A 24,298-nucleotide genomic window follows, 5' to 3' on the forward strand; every position below is an offset into this window, starting at 1 on the left:
TTCACGCGTAGGCGGTTTGCTATGAGACGTTCCGACAGCGTCACCGTGCATACCGGCAGGCGCTTTCCGCAAACAGGAACGCTGGAACCTCGCCGATGCCGAAAGTAATGTTCGTCATCTCGGGCCTCGGCGCTGGCGGCGCGGAGCGCGTTATTTCGCAGATCGCCTCGCATTGGAATGGCCGTGGCTTCGCCGTAGAGATTGCCAGCTTCGACACGCCTTTCGATCCGGTTTTTCATCACGTCGCCCCCGGCATCGGACTTCATCGTATCGGCGCAGAAGATACGGTCACGAAGAAACGCAAGCTGACAAAGCTCGGCGACCTGCGCCGCCTCAGGCGGTTGTTACGCCACAGGCGACCGGACGTGGTCGTTTCTTTCCTTACCAAGAATAACCTGCTCGCTCTCTGCGCAACCATGGGCCTTTCGATCCCCGTCGTCTGTAGCGAGCGGAACAATCCAGAGCGGCAGGAAAAAAACCCGATCTGGAACCGCCTGCTCGCAATTGCTTACCGGCGGGCAAAATTGATCGTCTGCCAAACGGCTGCGGTTAAGAGGTGCTTTCCCAAGGCCGTTGCGGATCGGGTGCGCATCATTCCGAACCCCGTTAGCGCCTGGCCAATGCGGCGAATTCCGGCGAAGCCACCGCGTATCGTCGCGGTTGGCCGACTGACCGAGCAGAAAGGCTTCGATCTGCTTCTCGATGCATATGCGAGGGCAGAAACGAAGGATTGGCAACTCTACATCTTCGGCGAAGGTCCTCAGCGAAGTTCTCTTGACGATAAAATTGCCCAGCTCGGGCTTGGGGGAAAGGCAAGGCTGGTGGGAAACAGTGTCGTGCCTGGTGACTGGACCCGTAAGGCGGACATTTTTGTTCTTTCATCGCGTTACGAAGGCTTCCCCAATGTGCTGGGCGAAGCAATGGCAGCCGGATTGCCAGTCATAGCCACCCGATGCGACTTCGGACCCGCCGAGATGATCGATCATCGTCACTCGGGTCTGCTTGTGGCGCCCGAAGATGCGAACGCCCTGAGCGTTGCTATTCAAGAATGTATTGACGACAGCGCACTGCGGGACCGGCTCGGACGGGAAGCGAGCCGGGCGGTCCGTGCCTTCTCACCACAGCGCGTGATGCGAATGTGGGATGAAGTCCTGAGTGAAGTTCTATCGGCAGCACCGGTGCTCCATCACAATATAACCGAAGCGAAAGAGCCGACCGCGTGACCGGGCTGCCCATCAAGATGCTGCTCACCTCGGCCGGTAGGCGCGCGGGACTCGTCGAAAGCTTCCGCCGTTCTGCAGAACGTATGGGAGTGAAGCTTGAGCTTCACGCCTGTGATCTGCATCCCGAACTGAGCGCTGCTTGTGCTCTGGCCGATCAGCACTTCACAGCACCTCCCTGTACCCATTCGGAGTATATTCCGGCCCTGCTGGACTACGCGCGTCAGAACGACATCGTCCTTGTCGTGCCTACCATCGACACCGAATTGCAGCCCCTCGCGACACGGCGGGCCGACTTTGCTGCTCTTGGTATCTATGTCCACGTGTCGTCTTCGGATGTGATCGACATCGTGCGAGACAAGAAGCGCACAATGGACGTTCTCGCGAACGCCGGCGTTCCCGTCCCTCACACCGCTACGCTCGAAGATTTTCGACAATGCCAGGAGGGCTGGAAATGGCCACTATTCGTCAAGCCCGTGGCGGGCAGTGCGAGCCGCGGCGTCGCGCTGATCTGCAGTCCTGCGGATTTGAAGCACGAATATGACGAGCCCATGCTCGTTCAAGAAGCGCTCCAAGGCGATGAATATACGATCAACATCTTCGTCGATGAGGGCGGTGTGATGCGCGCTGCAATCCCGCACCTTCGAATATCGGTCCGCGCAGGGGAAGTCGAAAAGGGACGTACCGTTCGCCGCGCTGACTTCGATGCGATTGCTCGCAATCTCGCCGCCTCCCTGCCCGGGGCACGCGGCGTTCTGTGTTTCCAGCTATTCGACGACCCTAAACTCGGTCCGCGCATATTCGAGATCAACGCCCGGTTCGGCGGCGGCTATCCGCTTGCTGATCACGCGGGCGGCCATTTTGCCGAGAATGTCCTGCGTACTGCCATCGGCATGCCGCTGGTTGCCTGCCACGACTGGCAAGACGGCCTCACCATGTTGCGATACGACAGTGCCGTCTTCCTGTGAATCGCCACCTGCCCATGTGCTGGTCTTCGATCTAGACGACACGCTGTATCTCGAGCGCGACTTCGCTCGCAGTGGATTTACGGCAGTAGAAACGCACTTGAACGACAAATATGGCAATAGGGTTAGCCACGGGACCTGTTGGCGGCTTTTCGTCGAAGGCGCGCGAGGCAAAATCTTCGACCTCGCGCTGGAAAGCTTCGGCATTGAAGCCACCCCTTCACTTCTTGAGGAACTGGTTCAGGTTTACCGCAACCACCACCCTCAAATAAGGCTCTGCCCGGATGCCTGCCGGTTCCTCGCAAGCGATCGGAGACGGCGTGCTATCATCACCGACGGGCCAGCAGACATGCAGCGATCCAAGATCGCGGCGCTCGGGATCGAGGAGAGTTTCGATTGCATCATACCGACCGGCGAACTGGCGAAAGGTATGGGAAAGCCGCATCCGATGGCGTTCGAGCAAATAATGCAATGGTCTGGTGAACTTGGAGAAATGCACGTCTACATCGCCGACAACCCAGCAAAGGACTTCATTGCGCCGCGCGCGCTCGGCTGGCGCACAGTGCAGATAGATCGGGTTGGAAGAATACACTCTCCCGACGCCACATCATCCGAACACGGTGCGGAACTTCGAATAAACACGTTCGACGACCTGTCGAAGGCGATTGAATTAACCCACTAAGTCGGAGTTTCCCGAACTGGAGAAGCCGTAAGCCGCTCGCCAGCGATCATTACTAGGATTGTTCGAAAGAGTATCCTCGCGTCGAGCAAGGCACTGCGGTTTTTAACGTACCAGAGATCAAGCTCGATCTTCTCGTCGAGCGAGAGCAAGGTGTTACCGTTTACTTGCGCCCAACCGGTAATTCCCGGTCGAACCTCGCCACGCGCCTGTCCGGCTTCGCCCTTCATTTTGATCGTCTCGGGCAGGAGCGGTCGCGGTCCGACGAAATTCATGTCGCCGCACACCACATTGAGAAGCCCCGGCAGCTCATCAAGACGGGATCGCCGCAGAAACCGTCCGACAGGCGTAGTCCGCTCGCTATCGGACAGAAGCTCCCCTGCACTGTCTCTTTGTTCGTTCATTGAGCGGAGCTTCAGGAGTGTGAACGGCTTACCCCCTGCGCCGGCGCGGGTCTGCCGGAAAATAACCGGACGCCCCATGGTCAGAGCCACCAGCACCCCGATACACAAAAGCAGCGGCAACAGCAGGACAAGCAGTGCCAGAGCCGTAATACGCGAGATCATGATCGCACAGCGACCATATCAAGCCATTTCATTTACCAGGCCCCGCCTTTTGCGGAAGATCCGCATGATCCGGTCCTTGATCGAAGGCGGCGCGTAGAGGGTGTCCGAATAGTAATCCGACGCATCGACGTAAAACTGGATCGCATCGCCATATTGCCGGCGCGCATGCTCTTTGTAATCGACATGATCGAAGACGACGCCATCGGCCCGCCCGGAAAGGGTTTCCAGGGTGGCATTCATCTGCTCGATCGTCGTGCGTCCCCAGCGCGAAACGACCAGGGTGTGATCGGTAAAGTCGCACATTGCCCGGGCATCTCGCACAGCAAGGGCGGCAGGAGCATTGATGATCAGGAGGTCGAAGTGGTTCTTCAGCTCCGCTAGCAGGTGCCGCAAGCTCTGTGCGTTCAGAAGGGCGGCCGGGTTATCCACCGGCTGCTTGGCGCTGAGCAATACGATCCGCCCCTCATCCTCCGGCCCTTCACTCTGACCCACGGACTGATCGATACCATCTGGTGCCTTGAGCAGCGCCGAGTGATCATCCAGCAGGCTTTGGAGGCTCGCATGGCCTGAAAGGACGTCGACAATATCGGGTGTATCGAGATTGCTCTGGACGTTCTTCAGCAGTCCCATGGCGCGAAGGTCGAGATCGACCAGCACCACGCTTTGCCCCATGACCTTGGCTGCAGCGGCCAAGGTTAGGGAGACAGTCGATTTGCCGTCGTTTGGAAGCGGGCTCGTGATGAGCACGGATTGAGAACCGCTCTTCGTGCGCAATGCCCGCATCTCCGAATAGGTAGCCCGCGCAGCTTCCGCAAAGAGTGATTGCGGGCTCTGGATAACCGGGCTCTCGCCGATTTGGTCGGATAGCCCCGCATCGATGCGCGGTAACATGCCGAGGGTCGGCAGCCCGAAGTGGCGCGCGACCTGGGCCGAAGTCCTCACGCGGCCGTCGGCCAGTTCCAGTCCAAGCGCCATCATCACCGCCAATGCACCCGACCCCAGCATTGCGAGCAGCGTAAGCTTCAGTGGTTCTGGCGATATGCGGTCAAAGTTCGCCACGGCCGGTGAAACGACGGTTGTGTTCACTCCTTCGAGTTGCATCTGCGCGCGAACCTGCTCGATGCGTTCGACTATCGCGGAAAATGCCGCGTTCGCAAGCGCATCGTTGCGCTCAAGCTCGGACAGACGGACCGAATTTTCGTTGTTTTGAAAAGCCTGCGATTGAACCGCAGCAAGCGTGCCCTGCAATCGGCCGGCCCGCGCCGCATCCTGCGCGGCCTGACTGCGAGCAACCTCGCGCATTTGTGCCGCATCGGCATTGGCAACCGCCTGCGCAGCTGCCTGGGCCTGGGCTCGCTGCTGCGCCAGCGCGGACTCGACTGACGACAATTCGGAAGTCACGCGCACGACGTCAGGATGGTTGGATCCGAAGGTCGCGCCCAGCCGGGCACGTTCGGCAACCAGCGTCGCCTGTTGACGCTGAAGTTGCTCCACCGCGGCCGATGTCGCCTGTGCCGTACTGCGCAGGCCGGCTGCATTCGCGATGACGGCGCTTCTGGAAGAAGAGCCTGCGCTATTTGCACTTGCCGATGCCGCCTCTGCGGCAATTTGGTTCATATACGACAGATTTTCGTTCGTCCCCAAACCGAACGGCATTCGCGCATCCCTGCGGAACTCAGCAAGTTCGGTCTTGGCATTTCGTGCTGCCTCTTCACGATCCGCCCGCTCGGCAAGCAGCGATTGCAGCAACTCTTCCCTCTGCTCGGTTCCACGGCGCGTTCGCACCTTAGCGACAGATTCGGGATATTGATTGGCAATCCTCGCGGAAAGCTCGGGAGATTTTGTCGTAACGGTGACTTCGATAAGATCGGAGCTCGGCTCGCTCGTGACGGTCAAGGCGCTCAGAAGCGTATTGATGGCCTGATGCATTTGCGCCGCTTTTTCTTCCGGAAATTCTCCGACCTCGGCACGGAAATCCGGATCGCTGAGAAGATCCAGATCTTCCACTACCGATTCAGCCGACGACCGCGAACGATAAAGGCGAACCGCATTGACCACGCGCACTTCGTTGCGATTGCTGATGTCGGCCTGATTGATCCCGACTTCGTCGAGCAGCTGCACCTGTACCTGCGCGGAGGAGCTGTAGAGATTCGGTGACAAGAGTTGATACACAAGTACCGAAATTGTGACCGCGGCGACCGTCACTACAATCAGTTTCTTGTGACGCTCCAAAAGGCGGACGAAATCGCGCAGGGATAGGGCGTGATGGGTCGCGGCCTCCGGCCGGTAGGTCCATGGGAGCCTTCGTTCCGCAGGTGGATGGTTTTCGAACTCGCTGACTTCTACTAGATTTGCCATGATCAACAGCCTGTTACGCCTCGTGCAGAGGCGGCTTTCCGAGGAAATTCGACGGTCAATATTGTGCTGGAAGGCGGCCGGTTGTCATCTGACCATCGGTATTGAAGCAGAGTTATTCAGGTTAGCCCATTTTGATATGTAGACCGCAATGCATCATCGGTGCTTTGCGCGTACGAAATAACGCCAAGACCTTCGTTCGATCCTACAACCGAACTCTCACGCCCACCCCCGCTTGAAACCGATCGTACTCATCGAGCGGATCGTCACTGCTGCGGGTCCCGTAGCTTGCCCTTCCAAACACCGACAGCCGACGATTAACGAGATATTCCAGGCCGCCGCCAACGCGAACGCGGTCCTGCCTGATATTCGAACCAACGAACTTCGTTCGTTCCCAACCAATCTCGGCTGATCCAATAAGGTTATGGCGAATCTCCTGATCGACCGACAAACCGATTCTCGTTTCGTTGCGCGTCGAGCCGCCTGCTCGAAATGATGCGACGTCGCCGCTGAACAGATTGAGATTAAGTGCAGTTCGCTCTCGCGGCCGATAGGTCAAAAGGCCCTGCATCGAAAAGCCGGTCCGGTCGGGGCGTAAGTCATCGTCGGCTTTAAGGCGAAAAATACCTGCACTGACACCGCCGCTGATCAGGCCACCATCAGCAAATCGGATCCCAACCATACCGCCAATGGTCGACACGTCACGGTCGACGTTCGTAACAGCCTCGGGCAGGCGGAAATTCAGCCGGTTATAATAGCCGGTGCCGGTGAAGTAGAACGGCCCGCCAGGGCGATACCCCACCGTCAGTCTGGCAGAGTAGCTTGAGTAGTCGCGATCATCGTCGATGGGATCGAGTGCGTTGACGTTTCGTGCGTCTCCCACCGCCTCGATCAGAAAGCGCGAGCCTTGCCGCGTGTATCCCGCACTACCGCCTGCAATGCGATAAATACGCGGGCCGATGCCCTGAACCCTTCTCGCTTCGGGGTCGCCGCGATCTTCGACTGCGCGGTCGATCGATCCGGTCAGGAAAAGTGCTTCACCTTCTCGTGGGCTAAACAGGGTTGTCAGTGTCGCATTATATGCCTCGGCATTCTCGCTGGTGAAATCGGCATAACGACGAGCGTCCAACTTGCCCGAAAGAGACGTGGTGAAGGAGCCAGCAGCATGTTCGATCTCAGCGTAAGGCCGAATTCGCGCGATAAAGTCACTCCGAGCGGCGACCGGTTCCGCAAACACGTTGCTGTTGTATTCACCTTCAGCCTCGGCACCGGCCTTGAGGGTAAAAGGACCGACGCGGATTGGCGACTGGCGATACTCGGGATCCTTCGCCAGGATCGCCGGGGCCGTTGAACCGATCTCCTGGGCGCTGACTGGGCTAGCGATGCCCGAGACTGCGCACGCTGTCGTCAGGGTAACCCAGAACCTGCCATTTCGCATCAGAACCACCGTTCATAGACCCTGATACGATCGCCAGGCTGAATTAAAGTGTCCTCGCTGGCTTTGGAGCGAACCTCTTGACCATTAACGGTGCGGACGACTTCGACCTGCCCCTCTTGTGCGCGATAGGTGTAGCCACCGGCCGCCGAAATTGCCGAGAGTACGGTCATACCCTGCCGATAATTGATTTCGCCGGGCGAGTTCACCTCGCCGATCACGTAAAAGGGACGCAGCGCCCCCGGTTGCACCGAGATGATCGGGTTTTTCAGGAGTTCCCGCGCCCGGAACCCTTCGGCGATGCGGTTTTCGACCTCGCGCACGCTGAGCCCAGCAACTTTCACCTCTTGCAACAGTGGAAGAGAAATCGTGCCGCCACTGTCGATGATGTAGGACCGGTCGGCTTGCGCAACATCCTGGATCGTCACCAAGAGTTCGTCGCCAGGCTGGAGCCTATACTCGGATGCCGAAGCGGCGGATACCGGCGGCAGGCTCCCCAAAGGGGACGAACACGCGCCGAGCAGCGCAAATGCTGCCAAGCAGGTCATTGTCAGTACGAGTTCTTTCGATCGTTGCATCATGTCACGGCTCCCCGATCATTACGGTGTTCGATGATAAATTCGGACGAATTGAAGAGTGTCGCCGGTCGGGCCTGGCGCTGCTGCCTGATCGCCTCAGGAGCAGATTGGCCTCGCTCCTCTGATTTCGCAGCGGGGGTCCGAAGAGTGTCACCTGCCTCATAGGGAAATCCGCAAAACCGCATCCGCGATGCTCTTCATGTCGTTCTGATCAAGTGTGTGATCTACCTGAAGTGCAAGCGTACGCTCTCCAAGCGCGTGGGCGGAAGCCAGTTCGCCATCGCGGGGACATCCAAATGGCTTCAGGGCCAGTTCCTGGCTCATGTCAGGGCAGGATCCCGAACCACAAGGAATCCCGCTTGCCATAAGGCCAGCAATGATATGGCCCCGCCGTGGGACTGGATCGGACACTTCCGGCCGGATCATCAGATAATATTTGTACCAGGCATGCGTCACGCCGGCGGGCAGTTCGGGGACTTCGACCAATGGGTGGTTCGCCAGTGCATTTGACAGATAGCCAGCGTTGGCGCTGCGAACTGCCAACCAGTCGGGGAGCTTGCGTAATTGCACACGGCCGATCGCAGCCTGCATTTCTGTCATCCGGGCATTGGTCCCCAAACTGTCGTGGACATAACGGAATTGACCGGGAGCCCCTTGCCCGTCGGATAGTTTGTGCGGATTCTTGCCATGATCCTTCAATGACCAGGCGCGCTCGTGCGCAGTGTGATCGCGCATCACCAGAAGTCCGCCCTCCCCTCCGGTCGACATGATTTTGTCGGTGCAGAAGGAGAAGGACGCCGCATCGCCGAATGTGCCTACCTTGCGTCCGTCAATCGCTGCCCCATGGGCCTGGGCACAGTCCTCAACCAGGAAAAGCTCGTGCCGGTCGCAGAGATCGGCAAGCGCGGGCATATCGCATGGCCACCCTGCCAGATGCACACAGATCACCGCCTTTGTTTGCGACGTGATCATTCGTTCAACCGAGCGTGGATCGATATTCTGAGACGGTGATAGGACGTCAGCGAATACCGGCATCGCCCCGACCGCCGCAACGCAACTCGCTGTCGCAAAGAAACTACGTGCCGGCACGATCACCTCGTCACCGGCACCAATACCGAGCGCACGCAGAGCGATTTCCAAGGTAACGGTGCCGTTCGCCATGCAGATCGCGTGCGGAACACCAAGAAATTCTGCAAATTCAGCAGCGAAGGCTTCGCACTCGCCCCCGTGAACGAGCGCATTGACCTTTCCCGAGGTAAGAACCTTCAGCGCAGCTTCGCGTTCGTCTGCTTCAAACCTGGGCCAGGCCGACTGGACACCGATTTGCGGTCGAGCGTTCATGGACACGGCCTCAGCGGTCATTCGCTGTCTCCGTTAAGCTCGCGCTCTCGAACTTGGTCACCAGCTCTGCCGCAGATGAATAGTCCAGAAGATCCTTGTGATTGCCCTTGGCGGGATAGCGCGCAAGACCATGGACCAGCCGCACGATTCCCTCATCTTCCCCGCCTACCGCAAGCTCGGCAATGCGATTGATGGCCATGGTAATGAACGGCAGGGGGATCGGGCGAGAGCGTGCCTCGAAGATCCCTTCGATGCCGGATTCGATTTGCTCCTCGCAGATGTCGAACAGCTCTTCATAAAGCTTCTCGCCGGGTCGCAATCCAACGAACTCAATGGGAACGTCCTCGTCCGGCTCGAGACCGTAGAGCGTGATCATGCGTCGAGCGAGATCGACGATCCGGACCGGATTGCCCATATCGAGGACGAAGATCGATCCTCGCTGTGTCTCGGTTTCCAGGGCACTCGAACTACTCTGCAGAATCAATTGCACCGCTTCGCGCACGGTCATGAAAAATCGCTCGATGTCCGGGTGAGTGACCGTCAGGGGCCTCCCCTCGCGTAATTGTCGCTCGAACAGCGGCACGATAGAGCCACTGGAACCGAGCACATTGCCGAAGCGGACCGTCATGAAGCGGGGTGCCTTGGTGTCGTCGACACCACACATGTCGAGAGCCTGACAATAAAGTTCACCAACACGCTTCGTTGCGCCCATCAACCCGATCGGGTTGACAGCCTTGTCGGTCGAAACCTGAACCATCGCCCGCGCACCGTATTCACAGACGGCGTTGGACACGATGCGAGTACCGATGATGTTGGTCATCGCGCCGGCGCAGGGGTTCACTTCCACGATCGGCACATGCTTGAGCGCGGCAGCGTGATATACGATGGAAGGTCGGTAGGTTGCAAAAACCCGGTTGATTGCGGGTGCATCGCAGATCGAGGCGATCTCGGACACTATATTGAGATCGGGGTAGAGCTCTCGCAGGCTCATCTCGATTTGATAGAGATTGTATTCGCTCGAATCGACCAGAACCAACGTCCCTGGCCTGATCTGTGCGATCTGCCGACACAGCTCTGACCCTATGGTGCCACCTGCCCCAGTGACGAGAATGCTTCGACCCGCGATCTGGCGCAGCACCGTCTGGCTATCCAGTTTGTATTCGCTCCTGCCGAGCAGTTCCTCAATCGGGAGGCGCTGACCATTGGGGTCTGACGAGTGCTGCAACAGCTGCGCCCATGGATCCCTTATACGGCAGACTTCTACGCCACGCTCCCGGCAAGCGTGTATGATGCGGGTGACATCGCGATTGCTGAGGAAGGTCCCGTCATCGCAGACGATGACATGGTCGGGCAGCTTTTCTTCGAACTCGAGCCGTCGCAGCACGCTGGCAATGTCATGCTGGCTGCCCAGGATCGGAACTCCACATCCACGAACAAGCGAATCTTCTTGGCGCGGCAGCAGGACACCTTGGATTTCAACAGACGAACCATGATCGGTTTTTGCCAGATCGATCGATACGCGTGCCCACTGCCAAGACCCGACGAGGATTGCTTTCTTCCGGACTGCAGCTTTTGGACCCACGCGGCTTGCCGACTTTCGCCGCTCTGAAAATTGGCGCTCGCCTCGCCGCAGCATCCGCACACTAAGCAGCCCGAGTATCGCAAAAGCCCAATGGACCACTGCAACCTCTATTAGCGAGGAAGCCTCTGCTCGAGCTTGCGGAAAAACCGATGTGATGAGCCACGCCAGGGATGTCCCGCCAAGTATTACCGCGACGAGAAAGCCTGATTGCGTGAAATTCACATATCGCCAGCTACGTTTGTACAGGCCCGCAACCGCGAAGATCGCTGTTGCGACGAATGCGAAGCTCAGAGCGAAAGAGGCGTTGCTGGAAAATGGAGGAAACGGACGAACGTGCGCCACGCGAAGCGCCGCGTTGAGCGTTGTTGCAACGATCGCAAAATCGATGCCGATCACCGCTATGTCACGTAGCACGCGGCGCAGTTTCACCTTTCCGCCAAACAGGGCGCTGACGCCCTTTCCGGCTGCCAGCTCACCGTCGCTTTGCATGATCCTCTCGGGCTTGTTCATCGACTTCGGCTCGCTTCTTTGCCCAGATGTTGCCGCCCTGTGGCGAACGGCACATCATGATGGCGTGCCACACGATACCCGCCCCGACAGAAGGTGGGGCATGTGCAAGCAGGCAATAGCCGGAGTAGTCGCAGGCCGATCAGAAACGCCCGACGAGATAGCCGAGCGACAATTTGGCTAACCGGCACTGTCCACAGCGCAGCAGTCTTTTCCAAATGCGCCAACGGAACATATCGAAAGGGTAATCGCCGTTTGTCCGGTTGTCGGTCTTTGCAATCGACCGCATACCGCGATCGTGTTTTGTCGAAACAAATACCGTTTGTCGGTCTATCGGTACCAAGATGGATATTGCAGTAAAGTATGGCTGCGATCCACTGCAGTCGCGTTCCGATGAAGATTATCGTTCTCTCGAGCCTCGCGTACTCGCTCGTGAATTTTCGCGGCGACCTGCTCAAAGCCATGATCGACAATGGCCACACGGTTATAGCCTGCGCCCCGGATCGCGACCTCGTCACTCAGAACAAATTGACCGATATGGGCGTCGAGTTCGTGGTGACCCCGATGCAGCGTACAGGAACCAATCCCGTGTCAGACCTCGTCTTGGCATTAGACTACTTTCGCCTGATACGACGCGAACAGCCTGACATCGTCTTGGCCTACACCCAGAAGCCGATAATCTACGGCGGCCTTGCCACTCGCCTCGCCCACCTTGTTGGTTCGCGTGCGAAATTCTTCGCCCTCATGTCCGGGCTGGGCCAGGTTTTCACCGAAGGTGCCGGCTACGCCAGTTGGCTGCGGATTGCTGTGATACGCCTATATCGCGCAGCGATCGCGAAATCTCAGGCTACCTTCGTCTTTAATGCCGACGATCGGAAGGATATGATCGCGCTTGGAATTATTAGCCATCATCAGAAGGTGATCCAGGTTCCCGGATCAGGTGTTTCGCTGGCGCGGTTTCCACCCTGCGCTTCTGTCGTCCTGCCGACACGTTTTCTGATGATCGGACGGCTGATGCGGAACAAGGGTATCGTCGAATTTCTTGAAGCTTCGCGGCTTGTTCGCAGGAACTTTCCACATTGCGAATTTCAGATTGTAGGCCGCTGCGAAGATGAAAATCCGTCGGGCATATCGCGCGCCGAAAGCGAGAGACTGGCGGCAGAGTACGAGGTCGATTTCGTACCCGGCACGGACGATGTGCGACCATATCTCGCAGCATGTTCGGTATTCGTATTGCCATCTTATTATCGCGAAGGCCTGCCCCGCACTATCTTGGAAGCCCTCGCCAGCGCGCGTGCGGTGATAACCACCGATTTGCCCGGATGTCGCGATGCGGTCGTTGACGGCATCAACGGCTATCTTGTCCGCCCGCGGGACGAAAACGACCTGGCGATGGCCATGATGCGTTTCGCTGCGGAGCCCGAACGCGCGAATTTGATGGGCAAGGCATCCCTTGCGTTAGCGCGGGACGTTTACGACGTGGACAAAGTCAATTTGCAGCTCCTCGGTGAAATGGGCCTGATAAACAGCAGCGGTGTACATCCGCAGGAGAGGCGCCCCAGTACCAGCAAGATTCCTCCCCATCAGATAGCTGCGAGCAGTGGGGCCTGATGAGCGATGTTGAAGGCGGCTCTTGTGGGATGCGTTGGCAGTACTGCGTTGGCGGCCGAAATGATCGCTCGCTCGGCAGACTGGTCACTCGAATTAATTGTCACTCTCGAACTTGAGGCGGCTGGCAGACATTCGGATTTCGTTGATCTCAACGACATCGCCAGTGCGGCAGGCGCAGGAATTTTCCGAACGATCAATTCGAACAGTGTCGATTGCCTCGATGCAATTGGGCAATCCGGTGCGGACTTCATCTTTGTAATTGGTTGGTCGCAAATTTGCCGTGAGGAATTCATGAACCTCAAGCCCGGCAAGATAATCGGATATCACCCCTCTCCTCTGCCACGTCTGCGCGGCCGCGCTGCACTGGCGTGGACGATCCTCCTGAACGAACCGATTACCGCGGGCTCTCTCATGTGGCTCGGTGACGATGTCGATAATGGCGATCTGATTGACCAGCAGTTTTTCCATGTGGCGCCGAATGAGACTGCGGAAACGCTCTATGCCCGGCACCAGGCAGCGCTCGCGGTAATGCTCGAAAGGTCGTTGAAACTCCTTGCCGCAGGCAATGCGCCTCGCTTGCAGCAGGACGAGCGATACGCGACCTATGCAGCCAAACGGACACCGGCCGATGGCTTGATAGACTGGCGCGCTGCTGCAGCTGACATCGATAGATTGGTACGCGCCGTCGGGAAGCCCTATCCTGGTGCATTTACATATGATCGGGGGGAGCGACTGACCGTGTGGCGCAGCACGTTTTTACCTGATGCTGGCCGTTATCACGCAACCGAGGGCCAGATCGTCGATCAAACTGAAGAGCACTTTACGGTCATGACAGGCGACGGACTGCTCCGGGTGGAGGATTGGGAATCGGGGGCGAACAAAAGGCCGAGGCTGCATTCAATCCTGGGAAATTTGTGACAATGACGCTTGCCGAGCGATTTGGCCGGGTGCTGGCGATCGCCCCCCATCCCGATGACGAGATTCTGGGGTGTGGAGGCACCCTCGCGCGGCTGGCAGATGAAGGTGGCGACGTTACTATCGCAGTGGTCACAACGGGCCGGTCACCGACATTTCCCGCAGAGCAAGTTCAGCAAGTACATGCGGAGATGCGGCGAGCGCACGCCATTCTGGGGGTGACCGATACGCGGCTGCTCGATCTTCCGGCTGCCGAAATGGACACTCTCTCGGCGCGGGACTGCAACGCCCCGTTTGCCGATCTGGTCGAAACCCTACAGCCCGATACCCTGTTGTTGCCATTCGTCGGTGACATCCATCTGGATCATCAATTGACATTCTTGGCGGCGATGGTTGCCGCGCGGCCGCGGCATGCGAAGGCACCCAGCCAGATACTCTGTTACGAAACGGTGAGTGAAACCAACTGGTACGCCGCGCCCATTACACCGGCGTTCGTTCCGAACGTTTTTATCGACATCTCGGCAACGCTCGACCGAAAGCTGGATGCCTTTGCTGCGTTCGAAAGCCAGTGCCGCGCTTTTCCCGATGAGCGCAGCCCGGAGACATTGCGTGCGTTGGCAAAGGTACGGGGCTCTGCCGTCTATTTGCCGGCAGCCGAGGCTTTCATGCATGTGCGGTCAATCCTTCGCGCGTGACGCAACGATCGGAGAATGTGTCACATCCCGGCGCTTTCCCTGCACATCCCGTCCAATTCATCCGCATGACCGCAGCCTCGGATAGATACCCGCCGCATGAACGCGTGTATGGTGCAATGTCACGAGGGCCGCAGACTCGAAGTCCATTTCAGGTGACGAGACGATGGCCCGCATATCCAAGATTTACTCGCTCAGCAGAACCAGAAGCATAATTGCCGGGAAGGTCGTGAGCCCGGTAGCTTTAATGCTGCTGACGGCTTGTGGCTCCGGCGACAGCGCTCCGCCGACCCCGACACCGACTGCGTCACCAGCGCCCTCACCGACGCCGAGCCCAACGCCCACGCCCACTCCGGGAACCGGTGCCGGTTCCGCTTTCGCAAACCCGGACGACGGGGCCATTCCCGAGGCAAGCCGCCACCCCCTCGCCTTTCCGACTGCGATTGGATTTGGAGCGCAGGCAAGTGCCCGTGGCTCCAATGCGGTCGTTTACCGGATCAATAGCCTCGCCGACACAGCAGACCCCGACGATGGCCTTATCACATTGCGCGAATGCGCTCTCGCTCTGGCGGTGTCCTCCCCATACGCAATTCCTGCAGGGCGCCCGCGTTACTGCGTGTTCGATGTAAGCGGGCAGATCGTGGTGAATTCGGAAATGCGGATCACCGTGGACGGAATTTACATCGCCGGTCAGACATCGCCGAACGGTATCGAGGTCGTTCGCGGCAAGGGACTGGTCGACGCCCCGCTATTCTATACGCGAAGCCAGGCGAACGCGATCGTTCGACATATCAGGTTCCGCTATGGCAACCACACCGATGCACCGAGCAGCAATGGAGATTCCGTCCGCATCGGCAGCAGCAGCCGGCAGATACTCGACCATGTGACCGCCATGTTCGGCACGGATGAAAGTCTGGATGCGGTTTGCACCGATTGCACGGTGCAGTTTTCCATGGTCGGCCCGAACCTTTGCCGCGACGCTGGCCATGACCCAGGCAATTATCACTGCAAGACCTTCTTCATGAAGCCCGTCAACCGCGCCACGATCGTTTACAACCTTTCGCAGCACGGCGACGAGCGCGGCGCCAATATCGCGGCAGGTACGACGCCTGAAGCCACAGGCAACACCGGGCAGGTCGATTACATTGGCAACACGGTCTACAATTTCATCAGCGAGCCCGGCCTGATTTCAAACCAGTTCGGGAGCGTCTACCTCAACTGGATCAACAACACCCACATGGAGGGTGTCCTTTCACAGGACCGCCCGGAATCGTTCTTTCCAGCCATCTTCAACCGAGCGACGATCGCATCGTTCGGCTTTTCGATCTATCGATCGGGTAACGAGGCACGACGCGGGTTCGGCGCCTATCCCGGCACAACCATCAATTCGGGCATGTTTGTCGATGCCATGACCTACGCGCCCGGCATCAGCCAGAATTACCTTCGCCCCTGGATGCTGACCGATGCCCGAACGTCGCAGCGTACGGTGTTGGATCAGGCGGGGGCGATACTCTGCCGAGGGGGCGGTTGCCGGGACAATGTCGATGCGCTGTACATCGAAGACCTTCAGACGTGCGATCGTGCACCCTACCTTTTCCAAGGTGGCTTCACGAGCGGAGACCCTGCAGATTACGGCGGCTTCGCTCTCATCACGGCCGGATACGATCCACTGCCGGACGGGGACAACGACGGCATGCCCGATGAATGGGAAGCCCGTTACACAAACACAGATGCGAACCGTCCAGATGCAAACGAGGATGCGGACGGCGACGGCTATCCCAACATCGAGGAATATCTGAACATGTTGGCAAAGGACGATGTCCGTTACGAAAACCTGTTCAACAGTTCCCGGCAATTGCCAGCACCGAACTGCGGTCGGTGACTGGGCGGAAAGCCATGCCCGTCGTCGGCACAAGTCGCGATCCACATTGGCAAGCCACGGCAAATCAGGTGGAGGGTATACCTAAGAGAATTTGAGTTTCCGGCCGCCAGCGCCGACTGTCCCGCTTTCAGATGCTGCGCCCTTTCGATGCCGATCGGCCCTGTCACGCCGTGTTTCGTGACCCTGCCTTTTCCCAGTCGGCCAATGCGCAACCGGTGAGGAGCGAGCTTAGCGATATGGCTACCCGGCGAAGAACGACCATCTGCCTCGCATTTGCCGGTGATCGGTTGGGAGGCAGTCATATTTCCCTCAGAGGTCTCCTCGATGCGCTCTCCGAGCACCTCTATCGTATCATCGTCATCGTCGAAGTTCCCGATGGTCGGATTGCGCAATATTTCAGCCATTTCGAGCAGGTCATCGATCCCTGCGCCCTGGAGGAGCCATTCACGGTCGGCAGCAGATTCGGCCTTGGAAGTACGCTCCGCACCGTGCCTCGCATCGCGGGCCGCGCTCGCCTGCTGAAAGAATTGCAGGCCGATATAGTCCACACGAACGATGGTCGAAGTCATGCGAGCTGGGCGCTGGCAGCAAAGTTGGCGGGAGCGAAAGTCCTGTGGCACCACCGGGGCGACCCGGATGCCCGCGGAACGGGTTTCGTCGCCCCTGTTCTTGCCGATCAGATCGCCGCTGTTTCGGAATATTCGCTTCCTCCGCGGCGCTGGGGAAAGTTGAAGGCGGCCCGCGTGATCCACAGCCCGTTCGACGTCAATCTGAACATCGACCGCGCGGCGATGCGCAAGCGTCTGGTCGCCGAACTGGGCTGCCCGGATGATACGATCATCTGCTGCTACTGCGGCCAATATATCGTTCGCAAGCGCCCCCTAAAGTTCATCGACGCCATAGAGGAGCTGGCAAAGATTGCCGATCGGCCGGTCATGGGGGTCATGTTCGGCGAGCCGGAGGACGCAGAACTTTTCGCGGAGATGCAGGCTCGGCTGGCGTCGAGGCACGCTGGGTCATTGGTCAGACTGATGGGCTATCGAGAACCGGGGCATGACTGGATTGCGGCTTGCGACGCGCTGCTTGTGACAGCATTGAACGAACCTCTTGGACGCACCCTCGTAGAAGCCATGCTGGTCGGCACACCCGTTGTGGCCACGAAATCGGGGGGCAATGCGGAAGCGTTGACCCCTGATTGCGGCATTATCGTTCGACCTGACGATCCCTATGCGATGGCAACAGCCATCCTGGATTTGCTTGGCTCTCCGGAGCGCTGCACCGACCTCGTTCGCCGTGCCCAAGCAATGGCGAAGAACCGGTTCTCGCGAGAAAGGCACGTCGAGCAGATGACGCTGATCTACCGGGAACTGGCCAAAGAAGCGCAGCCCGCTGTGAACATAACAGACAGGAGTAGCCTCTCGTCTCAATAGCGGGCGCGCTTCGCGCACTACCCCGCTTTAGAGCGCATTCTTATCATGCTTGCTTCAATCGAAGATCTCGACGGTGCACTCCGATGTCCCCTGACTGGAAAAGCCCTTAAATTCGAAAACGGGCGTGTGAGCATGCGGACCGCGGCCGACGCAAGCGAGCCTTGCGACTTTCCAGTAGCCCGTGGAAAACCCGTGCTTATCGATTTTGCGAATTCGGTAATCCGCCGCGAAGATCTTGAAACAACGAATGCAGAAAGCGCGATCGCGCGGCCACGATATTCCTTCGCCACGAAACTGATCAAATCCCTGCTGTCGCCCGAAAAGAATTCGACGCGCAGAAATGTCTGTCGCCTGATTTCCGAACTCAAGCGCCGGTCCGATCGTCCCAGGGTTCTCGTGATCGGTGGCGGGAGCGAGGGACAGGGAATGAAGGCGCTATATGCCGATCCCGATGTGGAAATTTTCGCCTTCGACATATACTCGACGCCGCAGGTGCAGTTCGTCGCCGATGCGCACGATATTCCGATCGTCGATGGCTATTTCGATGGGGTCGTGGTGCAGGCTGTGCTCGAACACGTCCTGGAGCCGCAGCGAGTAGCCGACGAAATCCGGCGCGTACTGAAGCCCGGAGGGCTGGTTTATGCCGAAACCCCTTTCATGCAGCAGGTCCACGAAGGGGCTTACGACTTCACGCGATTTACCGAGAGCGGCCACCGCTATCTGTTCCGCCGATTTGCCCTGATCGATTCAGGGTCATCCGGTGGGCCAGGAAGACAGTTGATGTGGGCAGTCGATTATTTCGTGCGCAGCGTTTTTCGCTCACGCTCTGCCGGCAAGATCGCCAAGCTGGCCTTTTTCTGGGCAGTCTATTTCGACGCGATCATCCCTGCCGACTATGCCATCGACGGTGCCAGCGGAGTTTATTTCCTGGGCACGAAATCGGACCAGGCTGTCGGTCCGGATGCGATCATCGCGCATTATGGTGGGGCGCAATAGCGGCTTCACCCGAGCGAGCATCGTACAGCGCCATATCCACGCAAGAGGCATGTAGTTCCTCATAAGCAGCGCCGATCTTTTCGAGCGCGTAATCTCTGACCACGCGCTCTCGCCCTGCCCGACCCATGGCCGCACGTTCCGCAGCAGGGCGCGCGGCAAACGCCAATATGGCCTGGGCCAGCGCTGCCGTGTCATTGGGCGGCACGACGATGCCCTGTGCCCCCACGATCCGCGCACTGTCCCCGACATCGGTGGCAACCACCGGCACGCCGCAGGCGAGTGCCTCGCCGATGACATTCGGAAATGCCTCGCCCCAAGCAGACGGTACGACGAGAAGATCCATCCCCGGAAGCCAATCGGCCACGTCGAGACGCGCGCCGCAAACGGTTATCCGATCGGAAGGAATATTGGCCTCGATCGCCTGTTGAAGATCGCGAGGCGGATCGGCCAGTCCGTGCCCGACCATGACGAGATGCACATCGCATCCCGCGTTTCGCACCCGGCCGATCGCGCGCACCAGCCGCGCGTGATCTTTCATGGGATGCAGCCTTGCAACACACGCAACCCGCAGAACACCCGGAGCGAACCCGAACGCCGTCCGGGCCGCATCGCGCGCAGACGGGTTTGGCGCGAAGCGGGCGGTATCGAAGCCGTTGGCAATCACAACGGATCGACCGGAAGAATAGCCGACAGCCTGATGCTGAGAGCGGGACACATGTGCGTTGTACACGATCGCTTCGGGCCCTGCCGAGATGGCTGCGCCAAGCCTTAGAATCGCCCTCGTCTTGAAGGATTCCTTGGCGAGATCCGGAATGGAATGTCTGACGTTCCACACCAGAGGCACTCTGCGCCCGAGCCCGAAACGCGCATAGCTCGCGATGAGATTTCCGTGATACATCCAGCCATGGATCAGGTCGGGGCGAATTCGATCGACCAGTCGCCGCACGCGGAGCATTGCTTTTGGACCCACCATGCCGCGCCGCATTCGGAGCGAATGCACCGGGACACCCCGCGCGGTAATACGTTCGGCAATCGGCCCGGGCGGCAGGAGGGAGAGGACTTCGGGCTGGTCCGCTCCGCCCTGCTCTATCAGCTTGGCAAGCATGTTCTCCGCCCCGCCGACATTGAGCCCGGTGATGACATGCAGAACTTTCATGGTTGCCGATTTCGCATTCGGACGAGCATCAGGACGTGCTCGATGACCGGACGCCGCCCATCAGCTGCTGATGGCGTTCCTCGAGCCATTCCTCGATATTCGCCAGGCCATTCCCGTTCGCATCTTTCCAGGCATCGGGCAGGTCCGGATTTGAACCGTGAGCGTCTTCCCAGTCATCCGGCATACCATCCCTGTCCGTATCGGCAGGCGCGCGAGACGCCGCGATTGCCGGTATCGTTCCCGGTGAATGGACGATCGACCCCTCGCGCCGCTCCACCTCGCCGACGACCTGCCGGTCGAGCGCATCGCGCGGAAACGCCCCGGCCATAGCCAGAACGCGGGCATAGGCGGCTTGCGGCGAAGCAGGGGCGACGGTCAATGGACAGTCCGGCCGGTCCAACGTGATCTCCGCCAAATCGTGATCCTTCAGCAGGAATTTCCCGATGAAGTCGTTGTCGGCAACGAACACGCGCGCAGGCCCGGTGCTGGCGATCCTTTGTCGCACGACACCGATCGCGTTGGATTTCGTATCGGGGCCGGCGATGAAGGTGTTTCCGACAATCGCCACGGGCGTGCCGCCATAGGATTCCCAGACCTCGGCGAATTCAGACTGAGCATTGTAAAATACGTTGTTGACGACCTCGACGCAGGAGAGCGGCGGGAAGTTGATGTCGGGATTGCGATCGCCATTATGGGCGCACAAATTGCCCAGGAAGCTGAAATGCTGCGGCCTTTCCGGATCGGAAGCGAGCAAGGCGCATTTGTCGTGCTTGGGAATGCCCCAGGAAAACAGCGAATTGCTTATGGTAATGAAGTTGTTGTTACCAAATCCGTTCACCAGTTCATCACGCGCCCATGATGCGCTGACATGATCGATGATCACGTGGGAGCTGTTCTCGATGGTTATGCCATCTTCGCTCCCGCGTTCATCGCCGACCCGGTCGTTGCGAATGCGCAGATGGCGCACGATCACATCATTCGTGTTCTTAATGACAAGGGGCGTGCGCCCAACTTTGCCGCCGCCGTGCGCCAGGGTAATGCCCTCGCCCGGCGCGCTCTCGCCAGCGATGGTTATGAAGGGATGGCGGATGCGAGGCGGCGCGCCGGTGAAACGGATCAGGCCCGATACGCGAAAGACGCAGACCCTCGGCCCCAGAGTTTCGATGCAATCGCGCAGGCTGCCCGGCCCGGAATCGGCCAGTGTGGTCACCCGAATGATCCGCCCGCCGCGGCCGCCCTTGCTCCGGGCGCCATAGCCTTCGGCGCCCGGGAAGGCGGGGACGTCGGGCTTTTGCCAGACCTCCTGTTCCGCGTCCGGCTGAGTGCCGCTTTCGGCAGAATCCGCGCAGGAGGCCAGGCTCGCCGCGAAGGCCAGCCCCGACAGTTTCGCACAGAGTGTCCATACCGGTCGCATGATGATTACTGAGCCTGAGACCTCGCCCGCAAATGTGGTTAGCCGAGGGCAGACGCTGCAGCCTGCCGGGGCAAGTGTCCATCGCTCACCCGGATAGCGCGTCGGCGAAGTTTCGCTGCCGCCGAGGGGCACTCCCCCATAGGGCGTAGGCATCGACCCAAAATTGCCGGTCCGAGGCGCTAGAGAGCCGCGGCGATAGCCAAACCCGTCTTTGGCTGCGGAAAAGCGATACAGTACATTTCGGTGTGATGAGCACTGTCTTCGAAGATGCGCGCCTCGACGCGCCGGCCGCGACCAGACGCGCGGCCGCAAGGAGGTCCCGGCAGGGCGCCCCGCTCTCGATTTCAGGCGTTCTTTACGGGTTCCTGCTTGTCGGCATCTTCTCCGTATCTTGGCAGATCGCGCGGCCGGGAGACCTGAACTTCACGATCTCCGACGGCGCGTTTCTGGTCGTCATATTGGGACTGGTGGCCACCTCGCGCTTCAACCTGACGCCCATGGAGGGGTTTTCGCCGGCCTGGATCTTTGCATTGATCCTGATGTTGGGGAGCCTGTTCGTCAGCACGGTCGTCAATGGCGAGGTGATGCGATGGCTCGTCGTCGCACTGCAATACAGCTTCGCATATCTGCTGCTGCCGATGATGTTCGCCAGTTTCAATCAGAAGACGCTGCAGCACTGTGTGGTGTTCTACATCCTTGGCGTCACGTTCTCGCAAGCGTTCGGGAATATCGCCAATATCTTCTTCGACTACGCCGATACCGCGCCAATATTCGGCAACAATTTCATCACGGGCATGGGCCGGCTGGGGGCGTTTTCGGGAAACGCCAACAACAATTGCGCCATGGCCGGCTTCGCGTTGGTACTGCTGCTTTATGCGATCGATCGGGGCCTGATGAACCGGCTGCTCGCGCTAGTGTGCGGCGTGTTCCTGTTGTGGGGTATCATCGCCTCGGCAAGTTTCGGCGGCTTCGTGATATGCCTGAGCGCGGTATCGCTCGTTATGATCATTCGATCGCCGCAATGGGCGATCCTCGCGTTGATGACGTTGGTGGGACTGGGTGCAGCGTATTTCGCCAGCGGTTTCCCCTTACCTGCGCCATTCGAGCAGCGCGTCTATGGAGCACTTGCGGGAGGCGGGCTCCAGGAAGCGGGCACCTTTGCCGGACGCATGGAGCTGGCAAAGGAGGCTTGGCGCATGTCCGGCGATACGCTGTTCCTGGGGCTCGGCGTAGACAGCTTCAGGGTCGTCAGCATCCATCAGGCGCCAGTCCACGTCTTTCCTCTGCTGCTGTTGACCGAGGGCGGGTTATCGGGACTGATCGGTTTCCTGGGACTGCTTGCGATACTGTGGTTCCGGGCCTTGACCAACATGTCGGTTGATCCGCGCCGCGGGATCATCTGCGTGGGAGTCCTGCTGATCTTCACGCTGTTCACGCTGACCGTTCCGCACATGTACGCGCGGCTGTGGGTCGCCCCGGTATTCCTCGCCATACTGACTTGCACGCGCGTTGAAATTCCGCGCGCCCGGCCACGGCCTCGCGACGAGCTTCAGGCCAGCCCGGCGCCAATCCAGAAAACCGCTGACAGCGCGACCTGGGGATCGCCTTCATGAACAAGGGTGTTGCTGTGCCCGGCACTTCGGAGAAGTCGGTCTTGCGATCACGTGTAAAGAGCGTGCTCCATCTGCTGACCGGAAATCTCGGCAATGCTCTGGTCATGATCGGAAGCATCGCATTTGCCACACGCGCGCTGGGACCGGAGGCCTTCGGCGTACTCGCCCTGACATTGGCCGTCGGGCGCGTGTGCGAAAGGGTTGTGCGTTTTGAATCCTGGCAACCGCTCGTTCGGTACGCCGCTACAGAAGAAGGCGCGTCCGACCCGGAAAGAATGTCGCGCCTGTATCTCTTCGGCCTGCTTCTCGACGCGGTCGGAGCGGCGGTGGCCGCATTGCTGACCGTCCTGGCAGGCTTCATTCTGACATCGTTTTTCGACTTTCCGCCGGAAATGGTCCCGTTGGTGGCGATTTATGCGATCGCGATCGCCTTGAACCTGCGCGGCATGTCATCGGCCGTCCTGCGCATGGCAGGCATGTTCCGGACGATGGCGTACATCGTCTTTCTGGCTGGCTTGCTGCGCCTGCTTCTAGCGGCAATTTTCTATTGGATGGGAAGCGGACTGATGACGTTCGTCTGGGTTTGGACCATTTGCCAGGTGGTCGATGCCCTGATTTACAACTTCATCGGGTTTCGCCAGCTTGCCCGGCAAGGCACTCCATCCCCGTTTCGTGCGCGCATGGGTAATCTGCACAAGGACTTCCCCGGTTTCCTGGGCTTTGCCTTTACCACGAACGCATCGAGCGCTTTGCGCACGATTACCCATGAAGCAGATACGCTGATCGTCGGTGCGCTGACTGACAGCACGGAAGCGGCCGGTTTCTACCACATCGCAAAGCGAATGGCGAAAGTCGCCATGAGCTCTGGCGAGATGATACAGATGGTTGTCTATCCGGATCTTGCACGAATGTGGGCCGGAAAAATCACCGAAAGCTTCCGCCGGACGGTTGTCGGCGTTCAAGGACTGCTTGCTGTGATCCTGGGCGGCGTGATCCTGGTTACAATAGTGGTCGGCAAACCGATTATCGGACTGGCATTCGGGTCTGCGTTTACACCAGCCTATGCGATCCTGGTCGCTCAGCTGTTCGCGGTGTTTCTCATCATGCATTCGGCCCCATCCCGGTCGGCCTTACTGGCAATGAACCGCCCGCAATATGCACTTGGAGCGTCGGCATGTTCGACGGCTGTGTTCCTTGCCATCGCCATCAATACAATTCCGGCTTACGGTGCGATTGGCGCAAGCTTTGCGCATATCGGGTTCGGTGCAGTCAATGCGATCATGCTGGATGTCGCAATGTGGCGAAGCCTGAGGCGGGCTTCCGCTTCACAGGTTGCGCCGGAGGCCTCCTGAATTATCGAA

General features: G+C 59.1%; 19 protein-coding genes. 11 read left to right on the top strand and 8 right to left on the bottom strand.

Annotated elements, in window-relative coordinates; all coding sequences use genetic code 11:
- The first annotated feature begins 95 nt into the window (after positions 1-95).
- From AC13F2_RS14835 to AC13F2_RS14845, 3 genes are read left to right on the top strand one after another with little or no spacing between them, the layout of a single operon-like run.
- On the top strand, positions 96-1,223 hold the full coding sequence (locus AC13F2_RS14835; protein ID WP_482965660.1) for a glycosyltransferase family 4 protein: 1,128 nt from the start codon (positions 96-98) through the stop codon (positions 1,221-1,223).
- Entirely contained in the window at positions 1,220-2,188 is a 969-nt protein-coding gene (locus tag AC13F2_RS14840; protein WP_482965661.1) for an ATP-grasp domain-containing protein, read from the top strand. The genes AC13F2_RS14835 and AC13F2_RS14840 overlap by 4 nt, the downstream gene beginning before the upstream one ends.
- The gene (locus tag AC13F2_RS14845) at positions 2,091-2,867 is read left to right on the top strand and encodes an HAD family hydrolase (protein WP_482965662.1); all 777 of its coding nucleotides are present in this window, start codon (positions 2,091-2,093) and stop codon (positions 2,865-2,867) included. The genes AC13F2_RS14840 and AC13F2_RS14845 overlap by 98 nt, the downstream gene beginning before the upstream one ends.
- Here the strand turns inward: AC13F2_RS14845 and AC13F2_RS14850 are convergent.
- The 6 genes from AC13F2_RS14850 to AC13F2_RS14875 all read right to left on the bottom strand — a co-directional run bounded on the left by AC13F2_RS14850 (position 2,864) and on the right by AC13F2_RS14875 (position 11,231).
- Positions 2,864-3,430 (bottom strand): sugar transferase, encoded by a 567-nt coding sequence (locus tag AC13F2_RS14850; RefSeq protein ID WP_482965663.1) that lies wholly within the window; start codon positions 3,428-3,430, stop codon positions 2,864-2,866. The two genes, AC13F2_RS14845 and AC13F2_RS14850, sit on opposite strands and share 4 nt — an antisense overlap.
- 18 nt (positions 3,431-3,448) lie before the next feature.
- Positions 3,449-5,788 (bottom strand): GumC family protein, encoded by a 2,340-nt coding sequence (locus AC13F2_RS14855; RefSeq protein ID WP_482965664.1) that lies wholly within the window; start codon positions 5,786-5,788, stop codon positions 3,449-3,451.
- 202 nt (positions 5,789-5,990) lie between these two features.
- Positions 5,991-7,223 carry an outer membrane beta-barrel protein gene (locus tag AC13F2_RS14860; RefSeq protein WP_482965665.1) on the bottom strand — a complete coding sequence of 411 codons (1,233 nt, stop codon included), beginning with the start codon at positions 7,221-7,223 and terminating at the stop codon, positions 5,991-5,993.
- Positions 7,223-7,801 carry a polysaccharide biosynthesis/export family protein gene (locus AC13F2_RS14865; protein WP_196845927.1) on the bottom strand — a complete coding sequence of 193 codons (579 nt, stop codon included), beginning with the start codon at positions 7,799-7,801 and terminating at the stop codon, positions 7,223-7,225. Before AC13F2_RS14865 ends, AC13F2_RS14860 begins: the two co-directional genes overlap by 1 nt.
- A 156-nt stretch (positions 7,802-7,957) precedes the next feature.
- Positions 7,958-9,160 (bottom strand): DegT/DnrJ/EryC1/StrS family aminotransferase, encoded by a 1,203-nt coding sequence (locus AC13F2_RS14870; protein WP_482965666.1) that lies wholly within the window; start codon positions 9,158-9,160, stop codon positions 7,958-7,960.
- Positions 9,150-11,231 carry a polysaccharide biosynthesis protein gene (locus tag AC13F2_RS14875; protein WP_482965667.1) on the bottom strand — a complete coding sequence of 694 codons (2,082 nt, stop codon included), beginning with the start codon at positions 11,229-11,231 and terminating at the stop codon, positions 9,150-9,152. Before AC13F2_RS14875 ends, AC13F2_RS14870 begins: the two co-directional genes overlap by 11 nt.
- A gap of 390 nt (positions 11,232-11,621) precedes the next feature.
- On the opposite strand from AC13F2_RS14875, the gene AC13F2_RS14880 reads away from it, so the two are divergent.
- The 6 genes from AC13F2_RS14880 (at position 11,622) to AC13F2_RS14905 (ending at position 18,754) form a co-directional block, all read left to right on the top strand.
- Positions 11,622-12,839 carry a glycosyltransferase family 4 protein gene (locus AC13F2_RS14880; protein ID WP_482965668.1) on the top strand — a complete coding sequence of 406 codons (1,218 nt, stop codon included), beginning with the start codon at positions 11,622-11,624 and terminating at the stop codon, positions 12,837-12,839.
- Positions 12,840-12,899: 60 nt separating this feature from the next.
- A complete protein-coding gene (locus tag AC13F2_RS14885) occupies positions 12,900-13,757 on the top strand; it encodes a methionyl-tRNA formyltransferase (RefSeq protein WP_482965669.1) in 858 nt (285 codons plus the stop codon).
- A 2-nt stretch (positions 13,758-13,759) separates the two neighbouring features.
- A complete protein-coding gene (locus AC13F2_RS14890; protein ID WP_482965670.1) occupies positions 13,760-14,449 on the top strand; it encodes a PIG-L deacetylase family protein in 690 nt (229 codons plus the stop codon).
- A gap of 163 nt (positions 14,450-14,612) precedes the next feature.
- On the top strand, positions 14,613-16,328 hold the full coding sequence (locus AC13F2_RS14895; RefSeq protein WP_482965671.1) for a hypothetical protein: 1,716 nt from the start codon (positions 14,613-14,615) through the stop codon (positions 16,326-16,328).
- Between the two features lie 236 nt (positions 16,329-16,564).
- Positions 16,565-17,758: a glycosyltransferase family 4 protein gene (locus AC13F2_RS14900; protein ID WP_482965672.1), complete on the top strand. Its 1,194-nt coding sequence runs from the start codon at positions 16,565-16,567 to the stop codon at positions 17,756-17,758.
- A gap of 192 nt (positions 17,759-17,950) precedes the next feature.
- The gene (locus AC13F2_RS14905; RefSeq protein WP_482965673.1) at positions 17,951-18,754 is read left to right on the top strand and encodes a class I SAM-dependent methyltransferase; all 804 of its coding nucleotides are present in this window, start codon (positions 17,951-17,953) and stop codon (positions 18,752-18,754) included.
- Here AC13F2_RS14905 and AC13F2_RS14910 read toward each other — a convergent pair.
- Both AC13F2_RS14910 and AC13F2_RS14915 read right to left on the bottom strand, forming a co-directional pair.
- Entirely contained in the window at positions 18,726-19,910 is a 1,185-nt protein-coding gene (locus tag AC13F2_RS14910) for a glycosyltransferase (RefSeq protein WP_482965674.1), read from the bottom strand. The two genes, AC13F2_RS14905 and AC13F2_RS14910, sit on opposite strands and share 29 nt — an antisense overlap.
- A 28-nt stretch (positions 19,911-19,938) precedes the next feature.
- Positions 19,939-21,324 (bottom strand): pectate lyase family protein, encoded by a 1,386-nt coding sequence (locus AC13F2_RS14915; protein WP_482965675.1) that lies wholly within the window; start codon positions 21,322-21,324, stop codon positions 19,939-19,941.
- A gap of 248 nt (positions 21,325-21,572) precedes the next feature.
- Between AC13F2_RS14915 and AC13F2_RS14920 the strand changes: the two genes are divergently transcribed.
- Together AC13F2_RS14920 and AC13F2_RS14925 are read left to right on the top strand one after the other, a co-directional pair.
- On the top strand, positions 21,573-22,937 hold the full coding sequence (locus AC13F2_RS14920; protein ID WP_482965676.1) for an O-antigen ligase family protein: 1,365 nt from the start codon (positions 21,573-21,575) through the stop codon (positions 22,935-22,937).
- Positions 22,934-24,289, top strand: a complete 1,356-nt coding sequence (locus AC13F2_RS14925) for a lipopolysaccharide biosynthesis protein (protein WP_103023577.1) — start codon at positions 22,934-22,936, stop codon at positions 24,287-24,289. Before AC13F2_RS14920 ends, AC13F2_RS14925 begins: the two co-directional genes overlap by 4 nt.
- Positions 24,290-24,298: the final 9 nt, after the last annotated feature.

Source organism: Qipengyuania sp. L-5Y, assembly GCF_056859455.1.